Annotated in this window: 19 protein-coding genes; 9 read left to right on the forward strand and 10 right to left on the reverse strand. The window is 67.4% G+C overall.

Annotated features, from left to right (window positions below; all coding sequences use genetic code 11):
- Position 1: 1 nt before the first annotated feature.
- Positions 2–1,195: a glycosyltransferase family 87 protein gene (locus OKW76_RS09750; RefSeq protein WP_265548713.1), complete on the reverse strand. Its 1,194-nt coding sequence runs from the start codon at positions 1,193–1,195 to the stop codon at positions 2–4.
- 114 nt (positions 1,196–1,309) lie between these two features.
- Between OKW76_RS09750 and OKW76_RS09755 the strand changes: the two genes are divergently transcribed.
- A complete protein-coding gene (locus tag OKW76_RS09755) occupies positions 1,310–3,013 on the forward strand; it encodes a hypothetical protein (RefSeq protein ID WP_265548714.1) in 1,704 nt (567 codons plus the stop codon).
- Here the strand turns inward: OKW76_RS09755 and OKW76_RS09760 are convergent.
- From OKW76_RS09760 to OKW76_RS09780, 5 genes are all read right to left on the reverse strand, one after another.
- Entirely contained in the window at positions 2,907–4,052 is a 1,146-nt protein-coding gene (locus tag OKW76_RS09760; protein WP_265548715.1) for a GNAT family N-acetyltransferase, read from the reverse strand. The genes OKW76_RS09755 and OKW76_RS09760 overlap by 107 nt on opposite strands.
- A gap of 68 nt (positions 4,053–4,120) precedes the next feature.
- Positions 4,121–5,413 (reverse strand): mechanosensitive ion channel family protein, encoded by a 1,293-nt coding sequence (locus tag OKW76_RS09765; protein ID WP_265548716.1) that lies wholly within the window; start codon positions 5,411–5,413, stop codon positions 4,121–4,123.
- On the reverse strand, positions 5,410–6,648 hold the full coding sequence (metC, locus tag OKW76_RS09770) for a cystathionine beta-lyase (RefSeq protein WP_265548717.1): 1,239 nt from the start codon (positions 6,646–6,648) through the stop codon (positions 5,410–5,412). Before metC ends, OKW76_RS09765 begins: the two co-directional genes overlap by 4 nt.
- Positions 6,603–7,445 carry a 3-mercaptopyruvate sulfurtransferase gene (gene sseA, locus OKW76_RS09775; protein WP_265548719.1) on the reverse strand — a complete coding sequence of 281 codons (843 nt, stop codon included), beginning with the start codon at positions 7,443–7,445 and terminating at the stop codon, positions 6,603–6,605. The genes metC and sseA overlap by 46 nt, the downstream gene beginning before the upstream one ends.
- A gap of 200 nt (positions 7,446–7,645) precedes the next feature.
- Complete coding sequence (locus tag OKW76_RS09780) at positions 7,646–9,169, reverse strand: cryptochrome/photolyase family protein (protein ID WP_265548720.1); 1,524 nt, start codon at positions 9,167–9,169, stop codon at positions 7,646–7,648.
- Between the two features lie 44 nt (positions 9,170–9,213).
- Here OKW76_RS09780 and queF point away from each other — a divergent pair, with 44 nt between their 5' ends.
- From queF to OKW76_RS09800, 4 genes are all read left to right on the forward strand, one after another.
- On the forward strand, positions 9,214–9,660 hold the full coding sequence (queF, locus tag OKW76_RS09785; RefSeq protein WP_265548721.1) for a preQ(1) synthase: 447 nt from the start codon (positions 9,214–9,216) through the stop codon (positions 9,658–9,660).
- A 132-nt stretch (positions 9,661–9,792) separates the two neighbouring features.
- Positions 9,793–12,069 carry a glycosyltransferase family 4 protein gene (locus tag OKW76_RS09790; protein ID WP_265548722.1) on the forward strand — a complete coding sequence of 759 codons (2,277 nt, stop codon included), beginning with the start codon at positions 9,793–9,795 and terminating at the stop codon, positions 12,067–12,069.
- A 34-nt stretch (positions 12,070–12,103) separates the two neighbouring features.
- Positions 12,104–13,384, forward strand: coding sequence for a glycoside hydrolase family 130 protein (locus OKW76_RS09795; RefSeq protein ID WP_265548723.1), 1,281 nt, complete (start codon positions 12,104–12,106; stop codon positions 13,382–13,384).
- Between the two features lie 54 nt (positions 13,385–13,438).
- The gene (locus OKW76_RS09800) at positions 13,439–14,311 is read left to right on the forward strand and encodes an LOG family protein (RefSeq protein ID WP_265548724.1); all 873 of its coding nucleotides are present in this window, start codon (positions 13,439–13,441) and stop codon (positions 14,309–14,311) included.
- A gap of 147 nt (positions 14,312–14,458) precedes the next feature.
- Here the strand turns inward: OKW76_RS09800 and OKW76_RS09805 are convergent, their stop codons facing one another.
- Positions 14,459–15,160 carry a c-type cytochrome gene (locus tag OKW76_RS09805; protein WP_265548725.1) on the reverse strand — a complete coding sequence of 234 codons (702 nt, stop codon included), beginning with the start codon at positions 15,158–15,160 and terminating at the stop codon, positions 14,459–14,461.
- Positions 15,161–15,276: 116 nt separating this feature from the next.
- Between OKW76_RS09805 and OKW76_RS09810 the strand changes: the two genes are divergently transcribed.
- On the forward strand, positions 15,277–16,167 hold the full coding sequence (locus tag OKW76_RS09810) for a prephenate dehydratase (RefSeq protein ID WP_265548726.1): 891 nt from the start codon (positions 15,277–15,279) through the stop codon (positions 16,165–16,167).
- Between the two features lie 169 nt (positions 16,168–16,336).
- Here OKW76_RS09810 and nudC read toward each other — a convergent pair whose 3' ends face one another.
- From nudC to mutY, 3 genes are read right to left on the reverse strand one after another with little or no spacing between them, the layout of a single operon-like run.
- A complete protein-coding gene (gene nudC, locus OKW76_RS09815) occupies positions 16,337–17,245 on the reverse strand; it encodes an NAD(+) diphosphatase (protein ID WP_265548727.1) in 909 nt (302 codons plus the stop codon).
- Entirely contained in the window at positions 17,242–18,591 is a 1,350-nt protein-coding gene (locus tag OKW76_RS09820; RefSeq protein WP_265548728.1) for a serine hydrolase domain-containing protein, read from the reverse strand. The genes nudC and OKW76_RS09820 overlap by 4 nt, the downstream gene beginning before the upstream one ends.
- A complete protein-coding gene (gene mutY / locus OKW76_RS09825; protein WP_265548729.1) occupies positions 18,582–19,658 on the reverse strand; it encodes an A/G-specific adenine glycosylase in 1,077 nt (358 codons plus the stop codon). The genes OKW76_RS09820 and mutY overlap by 10 nt, the downstream gene beginning before the upstream one ends.
- A 27-nt stretch (positions 19,659–19,685) precedes the next feature.
- Between mutY and OKW76_RS09830 the strand changes: the two genes are divergently transcribed.
- From OKW76_RS09830 to OKW76_RS09840, 3 genes are read left to right on the forward strand one after another with little or no spacing between them, the layout of a single operon-like run.
- Positions 19,686–20,225, forward strand: a complete 540-nt coding sequence (locus OKW76_RS09830) for a DUF721 domain-containing protein (protein WP_265548730.1) — start codon at positions 19,686–19,688, stop codon at positions 20,223–20,225.
- The gene (locus OKW76_RS09835; RefSeq protein ID WP_265548731.1) at positions 20,225–20,902 is read left to right on the forward strand and encodes a DsbA family protein; all 678 of its coding nucleotides are present in this window, start codon (positions 20,225–20,227) and stop codon (positions 20,900–20,902) included. The genes OKW76_RS09830 and OKW76_RS09835 overlap by 1 nt, the downstream gene beginning before the upstream one ends.
- A gap of 24 nt (positions 20,903–20,926) precedes the next feature.
- Positions 20,927–21,652, forward strand: a complete 726-nt coding sequence (locus tag OKW76_RS09840) for a thioredoxin domain-containing protein (protein WP_265548732.1) — start codon at positions 20,927–20,929, stop codon at positions 21,650–21,652.
- The last annotated feature ends 70 nt before the right edge of the window (positions 21,653–21,722 follow it).

The raw sequence follows: 21,722 nt of genomic DNA on the forward strand, positions 1-21,722 counted from the left end.
GCTATCGCTCGACCGTGGCAATCACGGTCGAGCGATATTGCACCACGAACAACCCCCAGAGCAGCAGCGCGATGCCGGGGATTCCCGCCGCGACCAGCACCATTCCCAGCTGCGCCGCCATGAAGCCGCCGAGCACCAGCCGCCGCTCCCAGCCCTGCAGTCGCGGCACGTACAGCAGCATCCCCGCCGCCATCGCCGACACCGTCAGGTCGTAGTTGAACGCATAGGGCAGCACCAGGAAGGTCGCGGTGGCGGCGAGCAGCGCCACTTGCTCGATACTGCCGCGCCGCGCGGCATGCACCACCATCGCCGCCGCGAGCGCCGCCTGCGCCCAATGGATCGCGAACGCGGTCATGCGGGGCATCGACCAATGCAGTAGCCCGGTGGCGAGCGAGGTCGACATGAAGCGGAAGAAACTGTTCCCCGCATCGATCAGCGCCGCCTGCACGCCGAGCGTGACGGTGACATATTCGATCCAGCGATCGATCCCGAACAGCGCCGCGCTGCCCGCGACCAGCAGCACCACCGTCACCGCCGCCGCCCCGATCGCGCGCCACTCGCCGCGCGCCAGCAGCACCAGCGGCACCAGGATCGCGATATGCGGCTTGATCGCCAGCAGCCCGAAGCAAATCCCCGCCAGCACCGGGCGGGCCTCGAGGTTGCGCCAGCCATACAGCAGCAACCCGCCGATCAGGAATCCGTAATGCCCCGCCCAGATGTTGATGAGCCCCGCGGGCGTGGCCAGCACCAGCCATGCCGGCAACCCGGTCGCACGTTCCCACCATGGCCGCGCGGCGCGCACGAAGAACCACCCCGTTGCCACCAGCCACGCCAGCAACGCGACCGGATAGGGCAGCAGCCCGAATGGCAGCACCAGCGGCAGGGTGAGCGGCGGATAGGAATAATTATGCTGCCCGATCCGCCCGAACTGTTCGAGCTGGAAGCGATGATAGCCCGCCAGATCGTATAGCAGCTCGAGCCGGCCCTCGATCAGCAGCCGCCCCGCGGTCCAGACATTGACGAAATCGCGCCCCCAATAGGCGCCGGGCGAAACCATTCCGGCGTCGAGATGGCGCAGATCGACCGCGAACAGGCCGAAGACGACAAGATTGCCGACGATCCAGGGGGCGAGCCATGCCCAGCCGCGCATCGGCTCGCCGCCGCCAGACCGCGCTGCGCGCGGCGAACCGATCATGTCCCCCATCAGGTCGTCTTACCACCAGCGACTTACCGCGGCGTTATCGCTTGTGCGGCAGACCGCAGCGATCGCCGCTTGTCGGCGCGGCGCTCGGCTCGCTAAGGCGGCACGATGCAGGCGGTGGGCGACGAACGACTGAACTGGTGGCAGACGCGGTGGTTCGTGGCGGCGATGGCGTTCGTCGCGGCGATCCCGCTGCTGCTGCCCGACGTGCCGCCGTTGGTCGACCTGCCGGGCCATCTGGGGCGCTGGCGGGTGCAGCAGTCGATCGGCCAGGCGCCCTGGCTGGCCGACTGGTATAATTTCGAATGGCAGCTGATCGGCAATCTCGGGATCGACCTGCTGGTCGTGCCGCTCGAGCCGTTGCTGGGGCTCGAGCTCGCGGTAAAGCTGATCGTGATCGCGATTCCGGTGCTCACCGCGGTAGGATTGCTCTGGATCGCGCGCGAGGTGCACGGGCGCATCCCCGCCACCGCCCTGTTCGCGCTGCCGATCGTCTACAGCTTCCCCTTCCATTTCGGCTTCGTCAATTTCGCGCTGGCGATGGCGCTGGCGCTCAATGCCTTCGCGCTGTGGCTGCGGCTCGCCAGGCTGGGGCATATCCGGCTGCGCGCGATCCTGTTCGTCCCGCTCGGCCTCGTGCTGTGGGTCACGCACACCTATGGCTGGGGACTGCTCGGCGTGCTCGCCTTTTCGGGCGAGCTGATCCGCCAGCATGATCGCGGGCGCAACTGGTTCATCGCCGCGTTCTTCGCCGGGCTCCATTGCATCGTGCTGCTGCCGCCCGCGATCCTGATGCTGGTGTGGCGCACCGGCGGCGACGTCACCGGGCAGACCGCCGACTGGTTCAACTGGCGGATCAAGGCGCGCTGGGTGCTGATGATCTTTCGCGACCGCTGGGAATTGCTCGACATGGCGACGCTGGCGGCGTGCTTCCTGCTGCTGCTCAAGGGCGTGCGCGATCCCGCGATCGAATATTCGCGCAATCTGAGCCTGTCGGCACTGTTCCTGCTCGCGGTCTATCTGCTGCTGCCGCGCATCGTCTTCGGCTCGGCCTATGCCGATATGCGGCTCGCGCCCTTCCTGCTCGGCATCGCCTTGCTGGCGCTGCGCCCCAAGGCGGGGCTGTCGATCCGCGGCGCGTCGGTGGTCGCGGCGATCGGGATGGCGTTCTTCGTCGGGCGCGTGGCGGCGACGACGGTGAGCTTCTGGCAATATGACCAGAGCTATGACCGCCAGCTCGCCGCGCTCGACAAGCTGCCCGTCGGGGCGCGGCTGCTGACCTTCATCGGCGAGACCTGCCGCGACGAATGGACGATGTCGCGGCTCGAGCACCTCCCGGCGATGGCGCTGACGCGCAAGCTCGCCTTTTCGAACGATCAATGGTCGATGGCGGGCGCGCAGATGCTGACGGTGAAATACGATCCCGGGCGCGGCTTCAACCATGACCCCTCGCAGATCGTCACCGACGTCAAATGCCCGCGGCAATATTGGCGGCCGATCGCGGTGGCGCTGACGCGCTTCCCGCGCAATGCGTTCGACTATGTCTGGATGGTCGATCCGCCGGCCTATGACCGCCGGCTCGAAGCCGGGCTCACGCCATTATGGCGCGACGGCAACAGCGCGTTGTTCCGCGTCGAGGACCGGCGGCCGCCGCGCTTGCTGATGCAGGATCTTGGCCCCTATGGGCCCGAATATTTCGAGGCGATCAGCCGCCGCCGGGCTTTCGGAAAGGCGTCATCTCGCCCAGGAACACCTGTTCCTGCGCCACCGCCTCGCGCTCGCGCGCCAGGAAGTCGGCCACCGCGCGCCTGAAGCCCGGGTTGGGCAGGTAATGCGCCGACCAGGTGGTGATCGGCGCATAGCCGCGCGCCAGCTTGTGCTCGCCCTGCGCTCCCGCTTCGACGCGCTGCAGCCCGCGCGCGATCGCCACGTCGATCGCCTGGTAATAGCAAAGCTCGAAATGGAGGAAGGGCACGTCCTCGGTACAGCCCCAATAACGGCCATATAGCGCGTCGTCGCCGATCAGGTTGAGCGCGGCGGCGATCGGGCGACCGTCGCGTTCGGCGACGATCATCAGCACGCGATCGGGCATCCGCTCGCCGAGCAGCGAGAAGCACGCGCGCGTCAGATAGGGCCGGCCCCATTTGCGGCTGCCGGTGTCCTGGTAGAAGACCCAGAAGGCATCCCAATACGCCTCGGTGATCTCGGCGCCGGTCAGGTGGCGGATCGTCAGCCCCTCGACCGCGGCGGCGCGTTCTTTGCGCACCCCCTTGCGCTTGCGGCTGGCGAGCGCGCCGAGGAAATCGTCGAAGCAGCCATAACCCTCGTTCGCCCAATGGAATTGGGTTCCCTGGCGGATCAGCCAGCCCGCCGCCTCGAAATGGCCGATCTGGGCTTCGTCGACGAAGGTCGCGTGCGCCGAGGATAATTCGTTCTGGTCGGTCACCGCCTCGATCGCGGCGATCAGCGCGGGGGCTTGGCGCTCGTCGCGCAGCAACAGTCGGGGGCCGGGCACCGGGGTGAAGGGCGCGGCGATCTGGAGCTTGGGGTAATAAGTGCCGCCGGCGCGATCCCAGGCATCGGCCCAGCCCTGATCAAAGACATATTCGCCCTGGCTGTCGGCCTTGGCATAAGCGGGCACCGCGCCCGCGATCCGGCCATCGGGCCCGTCGATCACGATCGGCGCCGCCTGCCACCCCGAGCGCCCGCCGACCGACCCCGATTCCTCGAGGATCGACAGGAAGGCGTGGCTGACAAAGGGGTTGCCCGAGCCGGCACAGGCGTCCCACTGGTCGGCGGGCAGGCCCGAGACGCCCTTGGCGATCCGCGCGAGAATGGGGGTGTCGCTCACCCCGGCAGATGTAGAGCGGTTCGGCGCGGCTGCAACACCGCCATCGGGCCCAAACTCGCCTTCGGCTTTCAATCGGTTACCGCTGCCGGCGCCGCGGCGGGCCAGTTGCGCACATGGATGTCGCGCTGCGGGAACGGGATTTCGATGCCATGTTCCTTGAACAGCCACCACAGGCGGTTGAGCACGTCGGAGCGGACATTGCCGATGCCGCTTTCGGGATCGCTGACCCAGGCGAGGATCTCGTGCTCGACCGCATTGTCGCCGAACGCCGCGAGCCAGACATTGGGCTTGGGGCTTTTGAGCACGCGTGGGCTGTCGTTGGCGGCGCGCAGCATCAGCTCCTGCGCCAGCTTGAGGTCGCAATGGTATGAAACGCCGACCGGAATCCGCACGCGCACGTTGCGATCGGAGAAGGACCAGTTCTCGACCTCCTGCGTCATCAGATTCTCGTTGGGAATCAGATGCTCCTTGCCGTCGCGCGTGATGATGCTCACCGCGCGGACCCCGATCTTGTTCACCTGCCCCACCGCCTCGCCGATCACGATGACATCGCCGGGCTTGATCGACCGGTCCATCAGCAGGATGATCCCGGCGATCAGGTTACCGATCGTCTTTTGCAGGCCGAAGCCGATCGCCAGCCCGAACGCACCGCCGAAGATCGCGAAGGTCGTCAGGTCGATGCCGAGCATGTCGACGCCGACGAAGAAGGCGACGACGATCACGATGATCCCCGCCAGCTTCTGGAACAGCAGCTTCTGCGCGGGGTCGAAGCCGCGCGCCTGGCCGATCGCATGGTTGATCACGCGGTTGGCGAGCCGCGCAATCGCATAGATCGCCACCGACGCGATGATCAGCGTGACGACCGAAAGCAAGGTGATCCGCTTCGATCCGACCTCGACCCCGATCCGCCCGAGTACCGTGGTGACCGGGGTAAGTCCGCCGACCGAATAGCTGAACAGCGACAGGAAGACGAACCCGGCGACCCCCCACGACACCCAGCGCGACAGGTTGGCACCGCGCAGCAGCGCGACCGTCGCGCGCGCCGCGGCGGCGCTGAGCGCGAAACCGATCGGCAGCGTCGCCAGCGCCGCCCAGCCGCGCGACGCCAGGATGATCGCCAGCAGCAGCGCGGCGCTGAGATGACGAACGATTGCGCAGATTCGCGGCTGGAACGGCCCGTCCTTCAGCCCGGCGCGGTCGGCGGCGAGCTGCGCCAGCCGCGGGCCGACCGTGCGCGAGGTGTACCAGCCGATCGCCAGCGCAGCGATCGTCAGCGCGCCGGCGATCGCGGCCTCGATCAATTGCGGCTGGGTCGGCACGGTGAAGCCGTTCGCCGCGAGCCAGGTTGCAGCGACGTTCATCGCGCGGCGCGAAAGCGCGCAAGCCCCGCGTCGAGATCGGCGATCAGGTCGTCGACCGATTCGATTCCGATCTGCAACCGCACCAACGGCCCCTCGGCCTCCCAGCTGGTGCAGCTGCGATGATGTTGCGGATCGACCGGCAGCGCGAGGCTTTCGAACCCGCCCCAGCTATAGCCGATGCCGAAATGCGCGAGCCCGTCGATCAGCGCGGCGCGCGCCGCCTCGTCGCCGCCATCGAGCACGAAGCTGAACAGCCCCGAGCCGCCCTTGAAATCGCGGACGAACACGTCGTTGCCGGGGCAATCGGGCAAGGCCGGGTGGAGCACCCGCGCGACATCGGGCTGTACCTTGAGCCATTGCGCGATCTGCAGCGCCGCGCTCCCTTGCGCCTTCAGCCGCAGCGCCATCGTCCGCAGGCCGCGGCTGCCGAGCCAGGCATCGTCGGGGCTGACGCATTGCCCCAATTGATAGGTTGCGGTGCGCAGCGCGTCGTAGCAGCCATGCCCCGCGGTCACCGATCCGAGCATCACGTCCGAATGCCCGACGACATATTTGGTGCAGGCGAGGATCGTGTAATCGACCCCGTGCGCGATCGCGGGGAACAGCAACGGCGTCGCCCAGGTATTGTCGAGCAGCGTCACGATTCGATGCGCGCGCGCCGCCGCCACGATCGCGGGGACGTCCTGCACCTCGAAGGTCAGGCTGCCCGGACTTTCCATGAAGATCGCGCGGGTGCGCTCGCCGATCAGCTGCGCGATCCCCGCGCCGACCATCGGATCATAGAAGCGCGTCGTGATCCCCATCCGCGCGAGCAGCCCGCCCGCCAGCGCGCGGGTCGGGTCATAGCTGCTGTCGGGCAGCAGCAATTCGTCGCCGGGCGACAGCACCGCGAGCAACGCGGTGGCGATCGCCGCGACCCCCGAGGGATAGAGCAGGGTGCCGCTGGCGCCGGGCTCGAGCTCGGTCAGCGCGTCGGCCAGGCTCCACTGGGTCGGGGTGCCGCGGCGGCCATAGAATAGCCGGTGATGGGTGTCGCGCTTGCCCGGGGCGCGCAGATCGGCGACCGAATCGTAGAGGATCGTCGATGCGCGCCACACCGGCGGATTGACGATCCCCTGGGTCCATTCGGCGCGCCGCCCGGCCTGGACGACGCGCGTTTCATTGTCGATTTCGCCTTTACCGTCTGGATTCACGCCGCGCCCATCGCCTTTGGCGTGGTGCGGTCGGCACCCCATTCGGACCAGCTGCCGTCGTACAAGGCCGCCTTGTTGCCGATCAGGTGCAGCCCGAAGGCGAGCACCGAGGCGGTGACCCCCGATCCGCAGGTGGTGACGATCGGCTTGGTGGTGTCGATGCCCGCGCCCTCGAACGCTGCCTTGATCGCTTGCTCGTCCTTGTAGGTGCCGTCCTCGTTGAGGATCGCCGAGATCGGCAGGTTGCGGCTGCCGGGAATGTGGCCGGCATGCGTCGCGGGGCGTGGATCGGGCTCCTCGCCGGTAAAGCGTGCTGCCGAGCGGGCATCGACCACCTGTTCGGCGCCGCTGTCGACATTGGCCTTCATCTGCTCGAGGTCGCGCAGATCCTTGCGGTCTTCCCACACGGTGAAGTGGCGATGGCGCAGCGTTTCCTTGCCGCTTGAAAGCTCGCGCTCCTCGGCCTTCCACTTGGCGAGCCCGCCGTCGAGGATCGCGACGTCGTGCGCGCCGAACGCCTTGAGCATGAACCACGCGCGCGCCGAGGTCTTGAGCGGGGCATCGTCGTACAGCACGATCCGGCTGCCATCGCCCAAGCCCAGCGACTGCATCCGGCTGGCGAATTTCTCGGCGGGGGGCATCATCATCGGCAGGTTGCTGGTCGAATCGCGCAGCTCGCCAAGGTCCATGAACACCGCGCCGGGGATATGCCCCTTTTCATACTCGGCGGCGGCGTCGCGTCCGCCGGGTTCGGGCATGAACCAGGTGGCGTCGACCACCCGCAGGTCGCTCGCGCCGAGCTCGTTTGCAAGCCATTCGGTGGTCACCAGCGATTCCATATTTTCTCTCCTGCGGGGTCGTCGGCGCAACTCTAGAGCATCCGGGATCGGGGGCAACACCCGCTACTTCTCCCCTCCCTGAAAGGGAGGGGCTGGGGGTGGGTCGAGTAGGGGGTTCACCGAACCGCGGGTGCTCCGGGTAACCGTATCGCCCGGACCGTACCCACCCCCGACCCCTCCCTTTTAGGGAGGGGAGAAGGCTACAACCTTGCCAGAAACCCCGCCGCCTGCGCCCGGAGCGCATCCTGCGTCTCGGCATCCATCCGGTCCCAGTTGCGATACGGCATCCCCAGCCGCTGGTTGTCGCCAAGCTTGCCGCGGTTGCGCGCCAGGAAATCCCAATACAGCGCGTTGAACGGGCAGGCATCGTCGCCCAGCCGCTGCTTCACGTCGTAGCGGCAATGGCCGCAATAATCGGACATCCGGTTGATATAGGCGCCCGACGAGGCATAGGGCTTCGACGCCAGCAGCCCGCCATCGCCGAACTGGCTCATCCCCAGCACATTGGGTGCCTCGACCCATTCATAGGCGTCGGCATAGACTTCGAGATACCAGCGCTGCACCTGCGCGGGATCGGCGCCGATCAGCAGCGCGAAATTGCCCGTGATCATCAGCCGCTGGATATGGTGGGCATAGGCATGGTCGATCGTCTCGCGAACCGCCTGCGCCATGCAGTGCATGTCGGTGTCGCCGGTCCAGTAGAAGCCCGGCAGGTCGCGCCGCGCATTGAGGAAGTTGCGCTCGGTATATTCCGGCCCCTCGCGCCAATAGATGCCGCGGACATATTCGCGCCAGCCGATGATCTGGCGGATGAACCCCTCGGCGGCGTTGAGCGGCACGGCCCCCACGCGGTATCTTTTCTCGACCTCGCGGCACAGGTCGAGCGGGTCGAGCAGCCCGCAATTGATGTAGGGCGACAGCACCGCGTGCCACAGGAAGGGCTCGCCGGTGACCATCGCGTCCTGATAATCGCCGAAGCTCGCCAGCGCGTGGGTGAGGAAATGCTCGCGCTGCGCCAGCGCGTCTTCGGGGGTCACCGCGAAATCGAACCCCTCGAGATCGCCGATATGATCGCCGAATCGGTCCGCCACCAGCGCCAGCACCTCGCGGGTGATCGCGTCGGGCGCGAACGACAGCGGCCGCGGCGGGCGTGCGCCCTTCTTGGCGGGCTTGCGATTCTCGGCGTCGTAATTCCACGCGCCGCCCTCGGGCTTGCCCTCGGCATCGAGCAGCAGCCCGGTCTTGCGCCGCATGCCGCGATAGAAGAATTCCATCCGCAACTGCTTCTTGTCCGCCGCCCATTGCTCGAAATCGGCATGGCTGGCGACGAAGCGATCGTCGGCGCGGATTTCGACCGCGCAATCGAAGCGATCCTCCCATGACTCGAGCATCGCGCGCACCCGCCATTCGCCGGCTTCGGTGACGACGATCCGTTCGGGCGAATACCGCTCGACCGCGCGCGCGACTTCGGCCGAAAAGCCGCCCTCATTCTGTGGGTCGTCGAGCTTCACATAATCGACGCGCCACCCCGCGCCGCGCAGCCGCTCGGCATGATGCCGCATCGCCGCAAAAAGCAGCGCGATCTTGCGCTGGTGATGCCGGACATACGTCGCCTCGTCGACCACCTCCATCATCAGCACCACCGCGTCGGCGCGGTCGACGTCTTGCAGCGACGAGAGTGTGTCCGACAGCTGGTCGCCCAGCACCGGGATCAGGATCGTCATGCGTATGCTTCCATGTCTGCCGGCTCCATCCTACATCGCTGCGCATGACCCCCAAATTCCTTGGCCAGACCGCCGCCCTCCCCGCATCGCCCGAAGCAGCGACGCTAGACTATGTTCCCAATCCGCGCGCGGGGCTTGCCTATTGCGTACGCTTCGTATCCCCCGAATTCACCTCGCTCTGCCCGGTGACCGGCCAGCCCGATTTCGCGCATCTGGTGATCGACTATGTCCCAGGCGACACGATCGTCGAATCGAAATCGCTCAAACTGTTCCTCGGCAGCTTCCGCAACCATGCCGCGTTCCACGAGGATTGCACCGTCGGCATCGGCGACCGGCTGTTCCGCGAGATGGCGCCCAAATGGCTGCGGATCGGCGGCTATTGGTATCCGCGCGGCGGCATTCCAATCGACGTCTTCTGGCAATCGGGCGCCCCGCCGCAGGACGTGTGGATTCCCGACCAGGAAGTGCCGGGCTATCGCGGCCGCGGCTGACTGAACATCGGGTGCCAAACATCGCAACAGTGGTGTTGCGTTGCACAATTGTTGCAACCATATTGCGGATAAAACGTTGGGAGATCGTAACCGGCTGAGATGCCGCTCTTTAACATTGCTGGAGGGAAACGGATGTCGGCCCCTATCGACGTGGCAGCTGCGCGGGTCGATCATCTCGCGCTGATCGGCAACTTCCTGCCGCGCAAGTGCGGGCTGGCGACGTATACGACGCACACCTATCAGGCGTTGGTCGATCAGTTTCCCGACATCCAGGTCGACGTCTATGCGATGGACGACCATCCCGGACGCTACGCCTACCCCCCCGAGGTCACGAGCAGCATCCCCGAACAGGATTTGAGCGCCTATATCGATACCGCGCGCGCGATCGAGGCGAGCGGCGCCAAGGCGCTGTGGGTGCAGCACGAATATGGCATCTATGGCGGCGCGGCGGGCGACCATCTGCTCGCATTGCTCGATCGCATCTCGCTGCCGGTCATCGTCACATTGCACACCATCCTCGAGCGCCCGAGCGCCGACGAACGCCGCGTAATGGAGGCGATCCTTCGCCGCGCGAGCAAGGTGATCGTGATGGCCGAGCGCGGTCGCGAGATTCTGCTGCGCGTCTATGGTGCGCAGCCGCGCGCGATCGCGATGATCCCGCATGGCGTTCCCGATCGCCCGCTGGTCGATCCCGATACGCTGAAGGGCCGCTTCGGCTGGGAGGGGCGCGAGGTCATCTTCACCTTCGGCCTGCTTGCCCCCAACAAGGGGATCGAGACGGTCATCGAGGCGATGCCCGCGATCGTCGAGCGCTGCCCCAAGGCACATTATGTCGTGCTCGGCGCGACCCACCCCAATCTGGTGGCGCATGAGGGCGAGCGCTATCGCGAGAGCCTGGCGACCTTGGTCGGCGCGCTCGGCATGCAGGACCATGTCGAGTTCGTCGACGCCTTCGTCGAGCAGGACGAGCTGCTCGATTATCTCCAGGCCGCCGACATCTATGCGACGCCCTACCACAACCCCGCGCAGATCACCTCGGGCGCGCTGTCCTATGCGGTCGGCGTGGGCAAGCCGGTGGTTTCGACGCCCTATGTTCACGCGACCGAGATTCTCGCCGATCATCACGGCATCCTGGTCGATTTCCGCGATACCGAAGCCTTCGCGCGCGAAATCGGCGAACTGCTGACCGACCAGAGCCGCCGCAATCGTTTATCGCAGCGTGCCTATGCGCGCGGCCGCACGATGATCTGGCCGCGACTCGCCGAGGCGGCGATGGTCGAGCTCGAGGCGGTCATCGCTGCGCGCCCGCGCCGCCTGCCCGGCATGGCCGTCGAATATGTCGCGCTCGCCCCCGATCTGTCGGCGGTCGAGCGAATGAGCGATGCGACCGGCATGCTCCAGCATTCGATCTATTCGATGCCCGATCGCCGCCACGGCTATTGCATCGACGACAATGCCCGCGCGCTGATCCTGATGTGCCGGATCGATCCCTTGAGCGAGGAACAGCGCGACAAATGGACGGCGGTCTATGGCTCGTTCGTCCAGTTCGCCTGGAACCCCGACGCGCGGCGCTTCCGCAACTTCATGAACTTCGACCGGACGTGGTGCGAGGATCAGGGGTCCGAGGATTCGAACGGTCGCGCGCTCTGGGCGCTGGGCGTCACCGCGAGCGAGGCGCGCGCGCAGAAGCATCGCGACTGGGCGGGCGCGCTGTTCGACCAGACCGCGAGCATCGCCTTCGACCTTGGCAGCCCGCGCGCGCAGGCGTTCGCGATGCTGGGTGCAGCGGCGATGGTCGAGGCGCATCCGGGGCATGGCCTCGCCACCTCGATCCTCAACCGTTTCGGCGAGCAGCTGATCGCCCTGTGCGACATCACCCGCCGCCCAGAATGGCAATGGTTCGAGATCGTGCTGGCCTATGACAATGCGCGGATGCCCGAGGCGCTGATCCGCGCGGGGCATGCGCTTGGTCGCCCCGAATTCGTCCAATGCGGGATCGAGACGCTCGAATGGATCGTCGAGCGCCAGACCTCGCCCAGCGGGCGTTTTCGCGCGGTGGGCACCGAGAGCTTCGGCCGCCCCTTCGCCGATCCGCTGCCGTTCGACCAGCAGCCGCTCGAGGCGCAGGCGACGGTCGATGCTTGCTCGGCGGCGTTCGTGGCGACGGGTGATCGCAAATGGATCGCCGAGGGGCTCAAGGCCTATCGCTGGTATCTGGGGGCCAACGACCTCGATCTGCCGCTGGCGACCAGCCAGGACGGCGGCTGTTTCGATGGACTCCAGCCCAATGGTTTGAACCGCAATCAGGGCGCCGAATCGATTTTGGCGCTCCAATTGGCCAATTGCGCAATTTCCTCCCTTTCAAAAGCAGCCGAATCCATGGCAGACCCGCCGCGCGCCGTAGCATGATGTAAACGGCGTTCGGCCTTTAGGGGGGCGGGACTTGCTCGATTTGTTTAACCACGAGCTTCGGCTCCATGCCGATCCCTCGCGCGTGGTGGTGCGTCCGTTTCATATCGCCTGGCAATCGAACGGCTCGGCGCCCAGCCGCACCGAGCGGCTGGTGCGCGAAGTGCTCGACATGTCGCCGGGGGAGGCGCGTGCGCAACTGCGCGCGGTGCTCAAGGATTTCGAGGCGCGGCATTGGCAGACGCGCCGCGTCTTCATGACCCGCTATGAGGAGATCGAGGCGCTGCTCGGGCTCGACGGCGCCAATATCTCCGACGAGAAGCGCCAGCTGATCGGCGCCTATTTCTGCCACGAATATAGCTATGCCGCCGCCGCGCTGATGAACCCCAGCGCGGTGCCGCATTACGACCAGACCGGCATGCCCGAGGGATCGCTCCGCATCCTGATGTCGCTGCGCGCGGTGGGCGAAGGCCATATCTCGTCGGTGGCGTTCCGCGAGGGGATCATCACCGCCGACAGTGAATTCACCTTGGCCCCCGAACCTCCTTTCGCCACCGCCGCCGACACCCATGGCGACGAACAGGCGATGCCCGAGGGCGAGGTGACGGTGTTCCGCCACCGCGATTCGACGCTGTCGGGAACGGTGATCTTCCCGATCACCAAGGCGCAGTCGAACGGCCTGGAAGACATGCGGCTGGTCAATTTTACGCATGAGGACGGCAGCGTCGAATGGATCGGCACCTACACCGCGTATAACGGCTCGGTCATCCAGTCCGAACTGCTGCGCACCCGCGATTTCCGCAGCTTCGATCTGGTGCCGATGACGGGCAGCGCCGCGCGCAACAAGGGCATGGGACTGTTCCCGCGCAAGGTGGGCGGCGAATATATGATGATCGGCCGGCAGGACGGCGAAAATCTGTTCCTGATCAAGTCCGACACGCTGACCGATTGGGGCGAAGGCGAATTGCTGCTCAAGCCGCAATATCCCTGGGAGTTCGTCCAGATCGGCAATTGCGGCCCGCCGATCGAGATCGCCGAGGGCTGGCTGCTGCTGACGCATGGAGTCGGCGCGATGCGCAAATATTCGATCGGCGCGGTGCTGCTCGACAAGGACGATCCCTCGATGGTGATCGGCCGGACGTCGCGCCCGATCCTGGCGGCCGCCGACCAGGATCGCGAAGGCTATGTCCCCAACGTCGTCTATTCGTGCGGCGCGCTCAAGCACGGCGAGAATCTGTTCATTCCTTATGGCGTCGCCGATTCCTCGGTGGCGTTCGCCTCGGTGCCGATCCAGTCGTTGCTCGATGTGATGTAGCCCCGCGCCCGGTATCGGTTGCCCCCGCCCCGCCCGATACCCTAGAGCCGCGCGATGAACGATACACGAGTACCATCGCGCATGTTCCGCCGGGCGGACGAGGATGCGCAGACCGCCCGCACTGGCAGCCACACCCCGCAGACCGAGCATCCCGCCTATCAGCTGGCGTTCCAGGACCTCGATTTCCTGTTGCGCGAGGATCTGCGGCCGATCCGCTTCCAGCTCGAATTGCTCAAGCCGACCCTGCTGCTCGACGAGGCCAAGATCGCCTCGATGCTGGTGATGTACGGTTCGGCGCGGATCCCCGAGCCCGAAAAGGCCAAGGCGCTGTTCGAGCTCGCCGCCGACGACAAGGCGCGCGCGATCGCGCAGCGGCTGGTCGACAAGTCGAAATATTACGACGTCGCGCGCGAGCTGGCGCGGCTCGCCAGCGCCTTCCCGCGCGATGAAGACGGCAATCGCCATTTCGTGGTGTGCTCGGGCGGCGGGCCTTCGATCATGGAGGCTGCCAATCGCGGCGCCGCCGATGTCGGCGCCGAATCGGTCGGGCTCAACATCGTGCTGCCGCACGAACAGGCGCCCAACGCCTATGTCACCCCGTCGCTGTCGATGCAGTTCCACTATTTCGCGCTGCGCAAGATGCACTTCCTGCTGCGCGCGCGCGCGGTGGCGGTGTTCCCCGGCGGGTTCGGGACGTTCGACGAATCGTTCGAGCTGCTGACGCTGATCCAGACCGGCAAGATCGAGCGGATGCCGGTGCTGTTCTACGGCCGCGAATTCTGGGAGCGCGTCGTGAGCTTCGAGGCGTTGTGCGAGGAGGGCGTGATCTCCGAGCGCGACCTCGACCTCATCACCTTCGTCGAGACGGCGGAGGAGGGCTGGCGCGTGGTGCAGGATTTCTGGGCGGCGAAAGACGCCGAGGGCTGAACCTCAAAAGCCCTCTCCCCTCCGGGGAGAGGGTTGGGAGAGGGGCTGTCATGAAGCGCATCGCTCCTCTGCCCCTCTCCCGACCTTCCCCCGGCATTCGCCGGGGTCGGCCACCCTCTCCCCGGCGGAGAGAGGGCTAAAAAAGGCTTACTTGACCTTCGCGGCCTCTTCGGCGGCGGCAGGATCCTGCGACGGTGCGCCGGGCGCGGGGGTCGAGCGGTTCGCCATGTCGGCGGTCGGCGCTTCGGTCGCGACGTTGGCGGCGGCGTCGGTCTGGTTCGCGGTCGCGGCTTCGTCGGTGCTCGCACCCGCCTCTGCGCCCGCGGCAGGCGCTGCCGGCAGCGGCAGGTTCGAGCCTTGCGCGTTCAGATACGCGATCACGTTGGCGCGCTCCTGGTCGTTCGACAGGCCCGCGAAGCTCATCTTGGTACCCGGCGCGTATTTGCGCGGGCTGAGCAGCCATTCGTTCATCGCGTCGAAGGTCCAATTGCCTGCAATGCCCTTCAGCACGTCCGAATAGGGGAAGCCGGGCTTGCCGCCGTGCGGCTGGCCAAGGACACCATACAGGTTCGGGCCGATCCCGGCGGCGCCACCCTGGTTGATCGAGTGGCACGAGGCGCATTTCGAGAACGACTTCTCACCCGCGGCGACGTCGGCGCTGGCGAGCAGCGTGGCGATCGGCACGGCTGCCGCAGCCGCCGCGCCTTCTTCGACGACGCCCTCGATCGGGTAGCCCATCGTTTCGGGGCGGCCGCCGTGGAAGATCATGCCGCTTGCGATCGTCAGCCCGAGTGCTGCGGTGCAACCGGCCAGGGCCCAGCCGGCGATCGTATTGGTGCGATTATCCATTGCGCTGCCGAAAACTCTTCAACGAGGGGAAAGGTGGGGTCCCTTTAGATTGGCTTTCCCGGCACGGCAAGCCGCGCTTGCCCGGCGGCGAACCGCCCGATAGGCGCAAGCGCACCATGGAAAGCTATGCCGCCCCCGCCCGCCCGCTGGTCGAAGCGATGACCGCCGCCGCCGCCGCCGACCCTGCGCGCGCGGTCGCGTTCCAGGGCGCGCCCGGCGCCAACAGCCATGTCGCAGCGCGCGAGGCATTCCCCGACGGCCTGCCGCTGCCCTGCTTCGACTTCGCCGATGCGATCGACGCGGTGCGCGAGGCGCGCGCCGATTGCGCGATCATCCCGATCGAGAATTCGCTCCACGGCCGCGTCGCCGACATCCATTTCCTGCTGCCCGAATCGGGGCTGGTGATCACCGGCGAGCATTTCCTGACGATCCGCCACACGCTGATGGGGCTGGGGACGCGCGACGAGGTCCGCGAGGCGATGAGCCACCCGCAGGCGCTGGGCCAGTGCCGCCACTGGCTGCGCGCGCACGCTATCCAGCAGAAATCCTACCCCGATACCGCGGGTGCCGCAGCGATGGTCGCCGAACTCGGCGACCCACGCATCGCCGCGCTCGCGCCGGCGGCGGCGGCCGAGCTGTACGGGCTGCGGATCCTTGCCGACGACATCGCCGATGCCGACCACAACATGACCCGCTTCGTCGTGCTGGCGCGCGGATCGAAGCCGATCGTCACCGACGGCGCGATCATGACGACGCTGATCTTCGAGGTGAAGAACGTCCCCGCCGCGCTCTACAAGGCGATGGGCGGGTTCGCGACCAACGGGGTCAACATGACCAAGCTAGAAAGCTACCAGCGCGGCGGCAGCTTCGCCGCGACCGAATTCTATGCCGATATCGAGGGGCGGCCGGGCGACGCCAATGTCGATCGCGCGCTCGAGGAGCTCGGCTTCCATTCGAAATGGCTACGCGTGCTGGGGTCGTATCCGCAGGCGCGGTCGCGGGGGTAGGCGGAGGCGAGGCGCGAGGCCGGATTGTTCGCGCAGAGGCGCAGAGGACGCCGAGCTACAGACAAGGCAGCCCCCCAATATCGTCACCCCAGCGAAAGCTGGGGTCCAGAGCCGCAAGGCGCGCGCTCACATACGGGAGACCCCAGCTTTCGCTGGGGTGACGGGCTGGCTAAGCCCGCACTTCCTCAGCGTCCTCTGCGCCTCTGCGCGGATCCCCCTCCAACCAAGCCTCGAGCAACGTATGCGCGATCGCATAAGCCGGCGGCGCCACAAACCGCGCGCCCTCCACCCCCGCCATCGCCGCAGCCACCTCGTCGCGCGTCGCCCAGAACGCATCCTCGAGCTCGGCGCGATCGAGCGTCAGCGAATCATCGTCCGCCACCGCGGTGCACGCGATCATCAGCGACGAGGGGAACGGCCAGGGCTGGCTCGCGACATAGCGGACGTCGCGCACCCGCACGCCTGCTTCCTCGAGCGTCTCGCGCGCCACCGCTTCCTCGATCGATTCGCCAGGCTCGACGAACCCCGCGAGCCCCGAATAGCGCCCCGCCGGCCAGCCGGGCCCGCGCGCCAGCAGCACCCGCCCGCGGCATTCGGTGAGCATGATCACCACCGGATCGGTGCGCGGGAAATGCTGTGCGCCGCATTCTGGGCAAGACCGTGCCCAGCCGCCCTTGATCGGCGCGGTGCCGGTGCCGCACACCGCGCAGCAGCGGTGGCGGACATGCCAGTCGACCAGGCTGCGCGCCGCGGCATAGAGCGCCATTTCCTCGCGCGGCAGCACCCCCAGCAGCGCGAACAGCTCGGGCGGGCGCGGGCCGCTGGCGGGTGCATCGGGCGCGAGCGCGGCGAAATGCGGGGTGCCGTCGATCAGCCCGAGCAACAGCAACTCGCCTCCAGCCGGTGCGTCGGCGAGCGTGCGCCACACCAGCCGGTCGCGTTCGACCACCGGATTCAGCCCGTCGAGCACCAGCAGCCGCGCGCGCGGATCGCGCGTGGCTGCCGCCAGCGCCTCGGCATCTCCCCTCAATCGATCGGCGCGATCGATCGTCGCGCCGGTAAAGCCCGGTGGAGTCACCGACGCGGGCGGCTGGTCGCCAGGTCGGTATAGGCGGCGCGCACGACGTCGGCGCGCAGCGGCCAGCGGTCGGCGGGGAAGTAATTGACCATCGCGGTGCCGCGCACCTGGTTCTTGGGATCAACCCAGGCGATCGTGCCCGCCGCGCCGCCCCAGCCATAGGTGCCCGCCCCCGGGCCACCGCCGGGCGCGTCGGTCAGCGTCACCGATCCGCCCGCGCCATAGCCGCTCGTCGGCCCCGCGCTGCCGCCGGTGGTGCCCGCGACGCTGCCATAGCTCACCCCCTTGGGCAGCAGGTTCGACATCGCCAGCATCGCGGTTTCGCGCTTCATCAGCCGGCGACCGTCGAGCTCGCCATAATTCTGCAGCATGTGCAGGAAGCGATCATAATCGCGCGCCGACATCACCAGCCCCGCCCCGCCATAGGGAAACGAGGGCGGATCGAGGAAGGTCGAGCGCGCTGCCGGATCACCCGGGATCAGATTGTCGCCCGCCCAGATATAATTGTCGGCGAACCGCCCGACTTCGCTGCCGGGCACGGTGAAATAGCTCGAATTCATCGCCAGCGGCTGGAAGATCCGCGTCGCGACGAAGCGATCGAAGGGCATTCCCGACGCCACCTCGATCACCGCGCCCAGCACGTCGAGGCTCATCGAATAGCTCCACACCGTCCCCGGCTCGGCGATCAGCGGCAGCGTCGCGGTGCGATCGGCGAATTCGCGCAAGCTGGGGGGCCGCACCGGCTTCACCGCGGCCTCGATCTGGCGGTTGGCGGCGAAGGGAACGAGCCCCAACCGCTCATATTCCTTGAGCAGCGGCCCCTTGGTGCTGATCGAATAGCCAAGCCCGGCGGTATGCGTCAGCAGGTGGCGCACCGTGATCGGCGTCTTGGCGGGGCGGCTCGCCAGGCTGTTTGCCGGATCGGTGAGCACCGTCATCGTCTTGAAGCCGGGAATGAAGTCGCCGATCGGCTGGTCGAGCTTCAACTTGCCTTCCTCGACCAGCATCATCGCGGCGATCCCGGTGATCGGCTTGGTCATCGAATAGACGCGCCACAGCGTGTCGCGGCTGGTCGCCGCGGCGCCTGGCGCCATCGCGATCGTGCCCTTGGCTGTGAAGCTGGTGGGCCGATCGCCCTGGCCGATCGCCAGCACGATCCCCGGTGCCTTCTTCTCGGCGACGTAGCGCGTGGCGAGCGCCGCCATGGTCGGCATCGCGCTCGAAGCGGCGGCGGTCGCTGGCTGGCGCTGCGCCTGGACCGGAGGGGCTCCATCGACTCCGATGCACGCCACCAGCGTCATTGCCGCCGAGCCCAGCATCCAGCGCTTCACCTTCGTCATCTGCATATCCTCCGCATCGCATCTGCCGCTTTCCGAAAGACGGTGGGCAACCCCGCCGAATCGAGTGCGTCGATCGGCCACCATTCGCCGTCTATTGTGTCGGGATGACGACGCCAGCCACCGCTGGCAAGCGCGCACACCAGCTCGAAATGGGTGAAGCCGTGCGCGACGGTTTCGTCGTGCAGCCGCCAGGCGACGTCGGCAGGGGCGTTGTCGAGCAGCGGCGCAGTATCCGCCCAAGGCCCGGTGGGCAGCGCGAGCATCCCGCCGAGCAGCCCCTTGGCGGGCCGGCGTCGCAGCAGCACGCGGCCATCGCATTCGAGCCAAAACATCGTCCCATGCCGCACCGGGCGCGCGCGCTTGGCCGCCTTCACGGGCAATCGCTCGGGCGCGCCCTGCGCAAAGCCATCGCAATGCGCGCGGATCGGGCACAACAGGCAGCGCGGACTTCGCGTGGTGCAGATGCCCGACCCCAGATCCATCATCGCCTGCGCGAAATCGCCCGCGCGCGCGCCGGGAGTCACGCGGTCGGCGGCGGCGCGGATCAGCGGCTTGGCGGTGGGCAGCGGGGTTTGGATCGCAAACAACCGCGCGGCCACGCGCTCGACATTGGCATCGACCACCACCGCACGCCTGCCGAACGCGATCGCGGCGATCGCGGCGGCGGTATAGTCGCCGATGCCGGGTATCGTCCGCAGCATCGCCTCGGTATCGGGCAATTCGCCGCCATGCACGGCAGCGATCACCCGCGCCCCGGCGAGCAGATTGCGCGCCCGCGCATAATAGCCAAGCCCCGCCCAGGCAGCCATCACCTCGGCATCATCTGCCGCCGCGAGCGCGGCAAAGGTCGGCCAGCGCGTGGTCCAGCGTTCGAAATAGGGCCGCACCGTCGCGACCTGCGTCTGCTGGAGCATCACTTCGGACAGCCAGACGCGATACGGGTCGGGGGCAGCGGTCCCCGGCGGCGCGCGCCACGGCAGCGACCGGGCATTGGCATCGTACCAAGCGAGCAGATCGCTCGCGACCGCGGGCTTGGGCGACAGTGGCGGGGACAAAGGAACCTTGGCGGACACGCCCGGCCTATGGCATGGACATTCGCGATGGCGAAGACACCGCGTACCACCTCGACCGCGAGGCAACCGATCCAGCCGCCGCCGCGCTCGAACCGCGCGCGGCCGGTCGCCGATCTGCTGCCGCAGGTCGGCGGCGCCGCGTTCAAGCGATTCGGCTTCGTCCAGTCGGCGGTGGTCAGCCGCTGGCATGAGATCGTCGGCGATCGCTATGCGCGCGTCTCGGCCCCCGAATCGATCCGCTTCCCACACGGCAAGCGCGGCGAGGGGGTGCTGACGCTCACCGTCGGCGGCGCGCACGCGACGATGATGCAGCATATCGCGCCCGAGATCATCGAGCGGGTGAACCGTTTCTTCGGCTATCCCGCCGTCATCAAATTGGTGTTTCGCCAGGGCGAGATCCGCCGCCCCACCCGCCCGGTCGCGCGCCCGCCGCGCGCGCCGGTTCCCGCCGAGCTCGGCGATTCGCTGCGCGACATCGCCGATCCCGAACTGAAGGCGGTGCTCGAGGCGCTGGCATCGGGCCTCGCCGAACCCCGCTCGATCCCCATCCTGGGAAAGATACGCTGATGCGCCCTTATCTGATCGTCCTCGCGTTGCTGTTCGGCGCGCTGCTCACCGGCTCGAGCCAGGCCCAAACGGCCCCCTCTCAAGCCCAGCGCGACTGGCGCACCGCGATCCGCCAGACCCCCACCGGCGCACACATCATCGGCAACCCCGCCGCCAAGGTGAAGCTGGTCGAATATCTCAGCTACACCTGCCCGCATTGCGCGGCGTTCGTCGCCGAATCGAAGCCCGAACTGCTCGACGGCATGGTCCGCCGCGGCAGCGTCAGCCTCGAGGTGCGGCACGCGGTGCGCGACGGGCTCGATCTGTCGGCGGCGATGCTGGTGCGCTGCACCGGCCCCGCCAATTTCGTCGCCGCGCACAACGCGGTGTTCGCCAACCAGGAAGCGATGCTCGCCAAGGCGCAGGCCTATCGCCCCGCCGAGGGCGCATCGCAGGCAGCGCAGCTAGCGGGGCTTGCCGATGCCAGCGGGGTTACCGCCCTGGTCCGCCCGCGCCTCAAGACCGCTCCCCAAGCCTGCCTCGCCGCCACCGCCGACCGCGCCAAGCTCGTCGCGATGGCTGAGGCCGCCTTCGCCAAGATCCAGGGCACCCCCAGCTTCGAAGTCAACGGCACGCTCGTGCCCGGCAACGACTGGGCAAGCCTCAAACCGCGCCTGCTCGCCGCTGGCGCCCGCTGACACCCTCCAGGAGACCCGTCTTCCATGCGTACCACCCTCGCTCTCGCCTCCCTGGCCCTGCTCGCCGCGTGCAACGGCGCCGACACCAGCTCGAACACCAGCGCGCCTGCCGCGCCGGTCGCCGCGGCGCCCGCGCCCGCCGGCCAGAACTGGACCGAAACCGTCAGCGAAACCCCCGAGGGCGGCTATCGCATGGGCAATCCCGATGCCGCGGTGAAGCTGGTCGAATATGGCTCGCGCACCTGCCCCGCCTGCGCCGCCTTTGCGCGCGACGGCTTCGATCCGCTGACCAAGCTCGTCGAAAGCGGCAAGGTTTCGTTCGAATTCCGCGACTTCCTGATCCACGGTGCGCCCGACCTCGCATCGGCAGTGCTCGGCCGCTGCGGCGGCACCGCGCCCTTCTTCCCGATGCTCGAACAGATGTATGCCGACCAGTCGGCGACGCTCGACCGGTTGCAGAACCTGTCGCAGGCGCAGCAGCAGCAATTGCAGTCGCTGCCGCCGCAGGAGCAGATCGCCGCGATCGCGCAAGCCGCGGGCTATGTCGATTTCGTCAAGCAGCGCGGCATTTCGGACGCGCAGGCCAAGACCTGCCTCGCCGACACCGCCTTGGTCGACAAATTGGTGAAGACCACCGAATCGGCGACCGAAGTCCAGGGCACCCCCAGCTTCTTCATCAACGGCGAGAAGGTCGAGAACGCGGTGAGCTGGCAGCAGGTCGAGGCGGCGCTGAAGAACGCGGGGGCGTAATCGCGATTGGGTGAACCATCGCTCCCGTTCGTGCTGAGCTTGTCGAAGCACTGTCCTTCCTTCCGCAGGT

This window comes from Sphingomonas sp. S1-29, from assembly GCF_026167545.1.
Classification (GTDB): domain Bacteria; phylum Pseudomonadota; class Alphaproteobacteria; order Sphingomonadales; family Sphingomonadaceae; genus Sphingomonas.

Coding starts and splice junctions, on each gene's coding strand:
- sseA (WP_265548719.1), bottom strand. CDS start 7,445: ATGGAATCGCTGGTGACCACCGAATGGCTTGCAAACGAGCTCGGCGCG.
- OKW76_RS09755 (WP_265548714.1), top strand. CDS start 1,310: ATGCAGGCGGTGGGCGACGAACGACTGAACTGGTGGCAGACGCGGTGG.
- OKW76_RS09780 (WP_265548720.1), bottom strand. CDS start 9,169: ATGACGATCCTGATCCCGGTGCTGGGCGACCAGCTGTCGGACACACTC.
- OKW76_RS09820 (WP_265548728.1), bottom strand. CDS start 18,591: ATGCAGATGACGAAGGTGAAGCGCTGGATGCTGGGCTCGGCGGCAATG.
- OKW76_RS09810 (WP_265548726.1), top strand. CDS start 15,277: ATGGAAAGCTATGCCGCCCCCGCCCGCCCGCTGGTCGAAGCGATGACC.
- OKW76_RS09765 (WP_265548716.1), bottom strand. CDS start 5,413: ATGAACGTCGCTGCAACCTGGCTCGCGGCGAACGGCTTCACCGTGCCG.
- OKW76_RS09835 (WP_265548731.1), top strand. CDS start 20,225: ATGCGCCCTTATCTGATCGTCCTCGCGTTGCTGTTCGGCGCGCTGCTC.
- OKW76_RS09840 (WP_265548732.1), top strand. CDS start 20,927: ATGCGTACCACCCTCGCTCTCGCCTCCCTGGCCCTGCTCGCCGCGTGC.
- OKW76_RS09805 (WP_265548725.1), bottom strand. CDS start 15,160: ATGGATAATCGCACCAATACGATCGCCGGCTGGGCCCTGGCCGGTTGC.
- metC (WP_265548717.1), bottom strand. CDS start 6,648: ATGGGGTGCCGACCGCACCACGCCAAAGGCGATGGGCGCGGCGTGAAT.
- OKW76_RS09800 (WP_265548724.1), top strand. CDS start 13,439: ATGAACGATACACGAGTACCATCGCGCATGTTCCGCCGGGCGGACGAG.
- OKW76_RS09830 (WP_265548730.1), top strand. CDS start 19,686: ATGGCGAAGACACCGCGTACCACCTCGACCGCGAGGCAACCGATCCAG.
- OKW76_RS09750 (WP_265548713.1), bottom strand. CDS start 1,195: ATGATCGGTTCGCCGCGCGCAGCGCGGTCTGGCGGCGGCGAGCCGATG.
- OKW76_RS09790 (WP_265548722.1), top strand. CDS start 9,793: ATGTCGGCCCCTATCGACGTGGCAGCTGCGCGGGTCGATCATCTCGCG.
- queF (WP_265548721.1), top strand. CDS start 9,214: ATGACCCCCAAATTCCTTGGCCAGACCGCCGCCCTCCCCGCATCGCCC.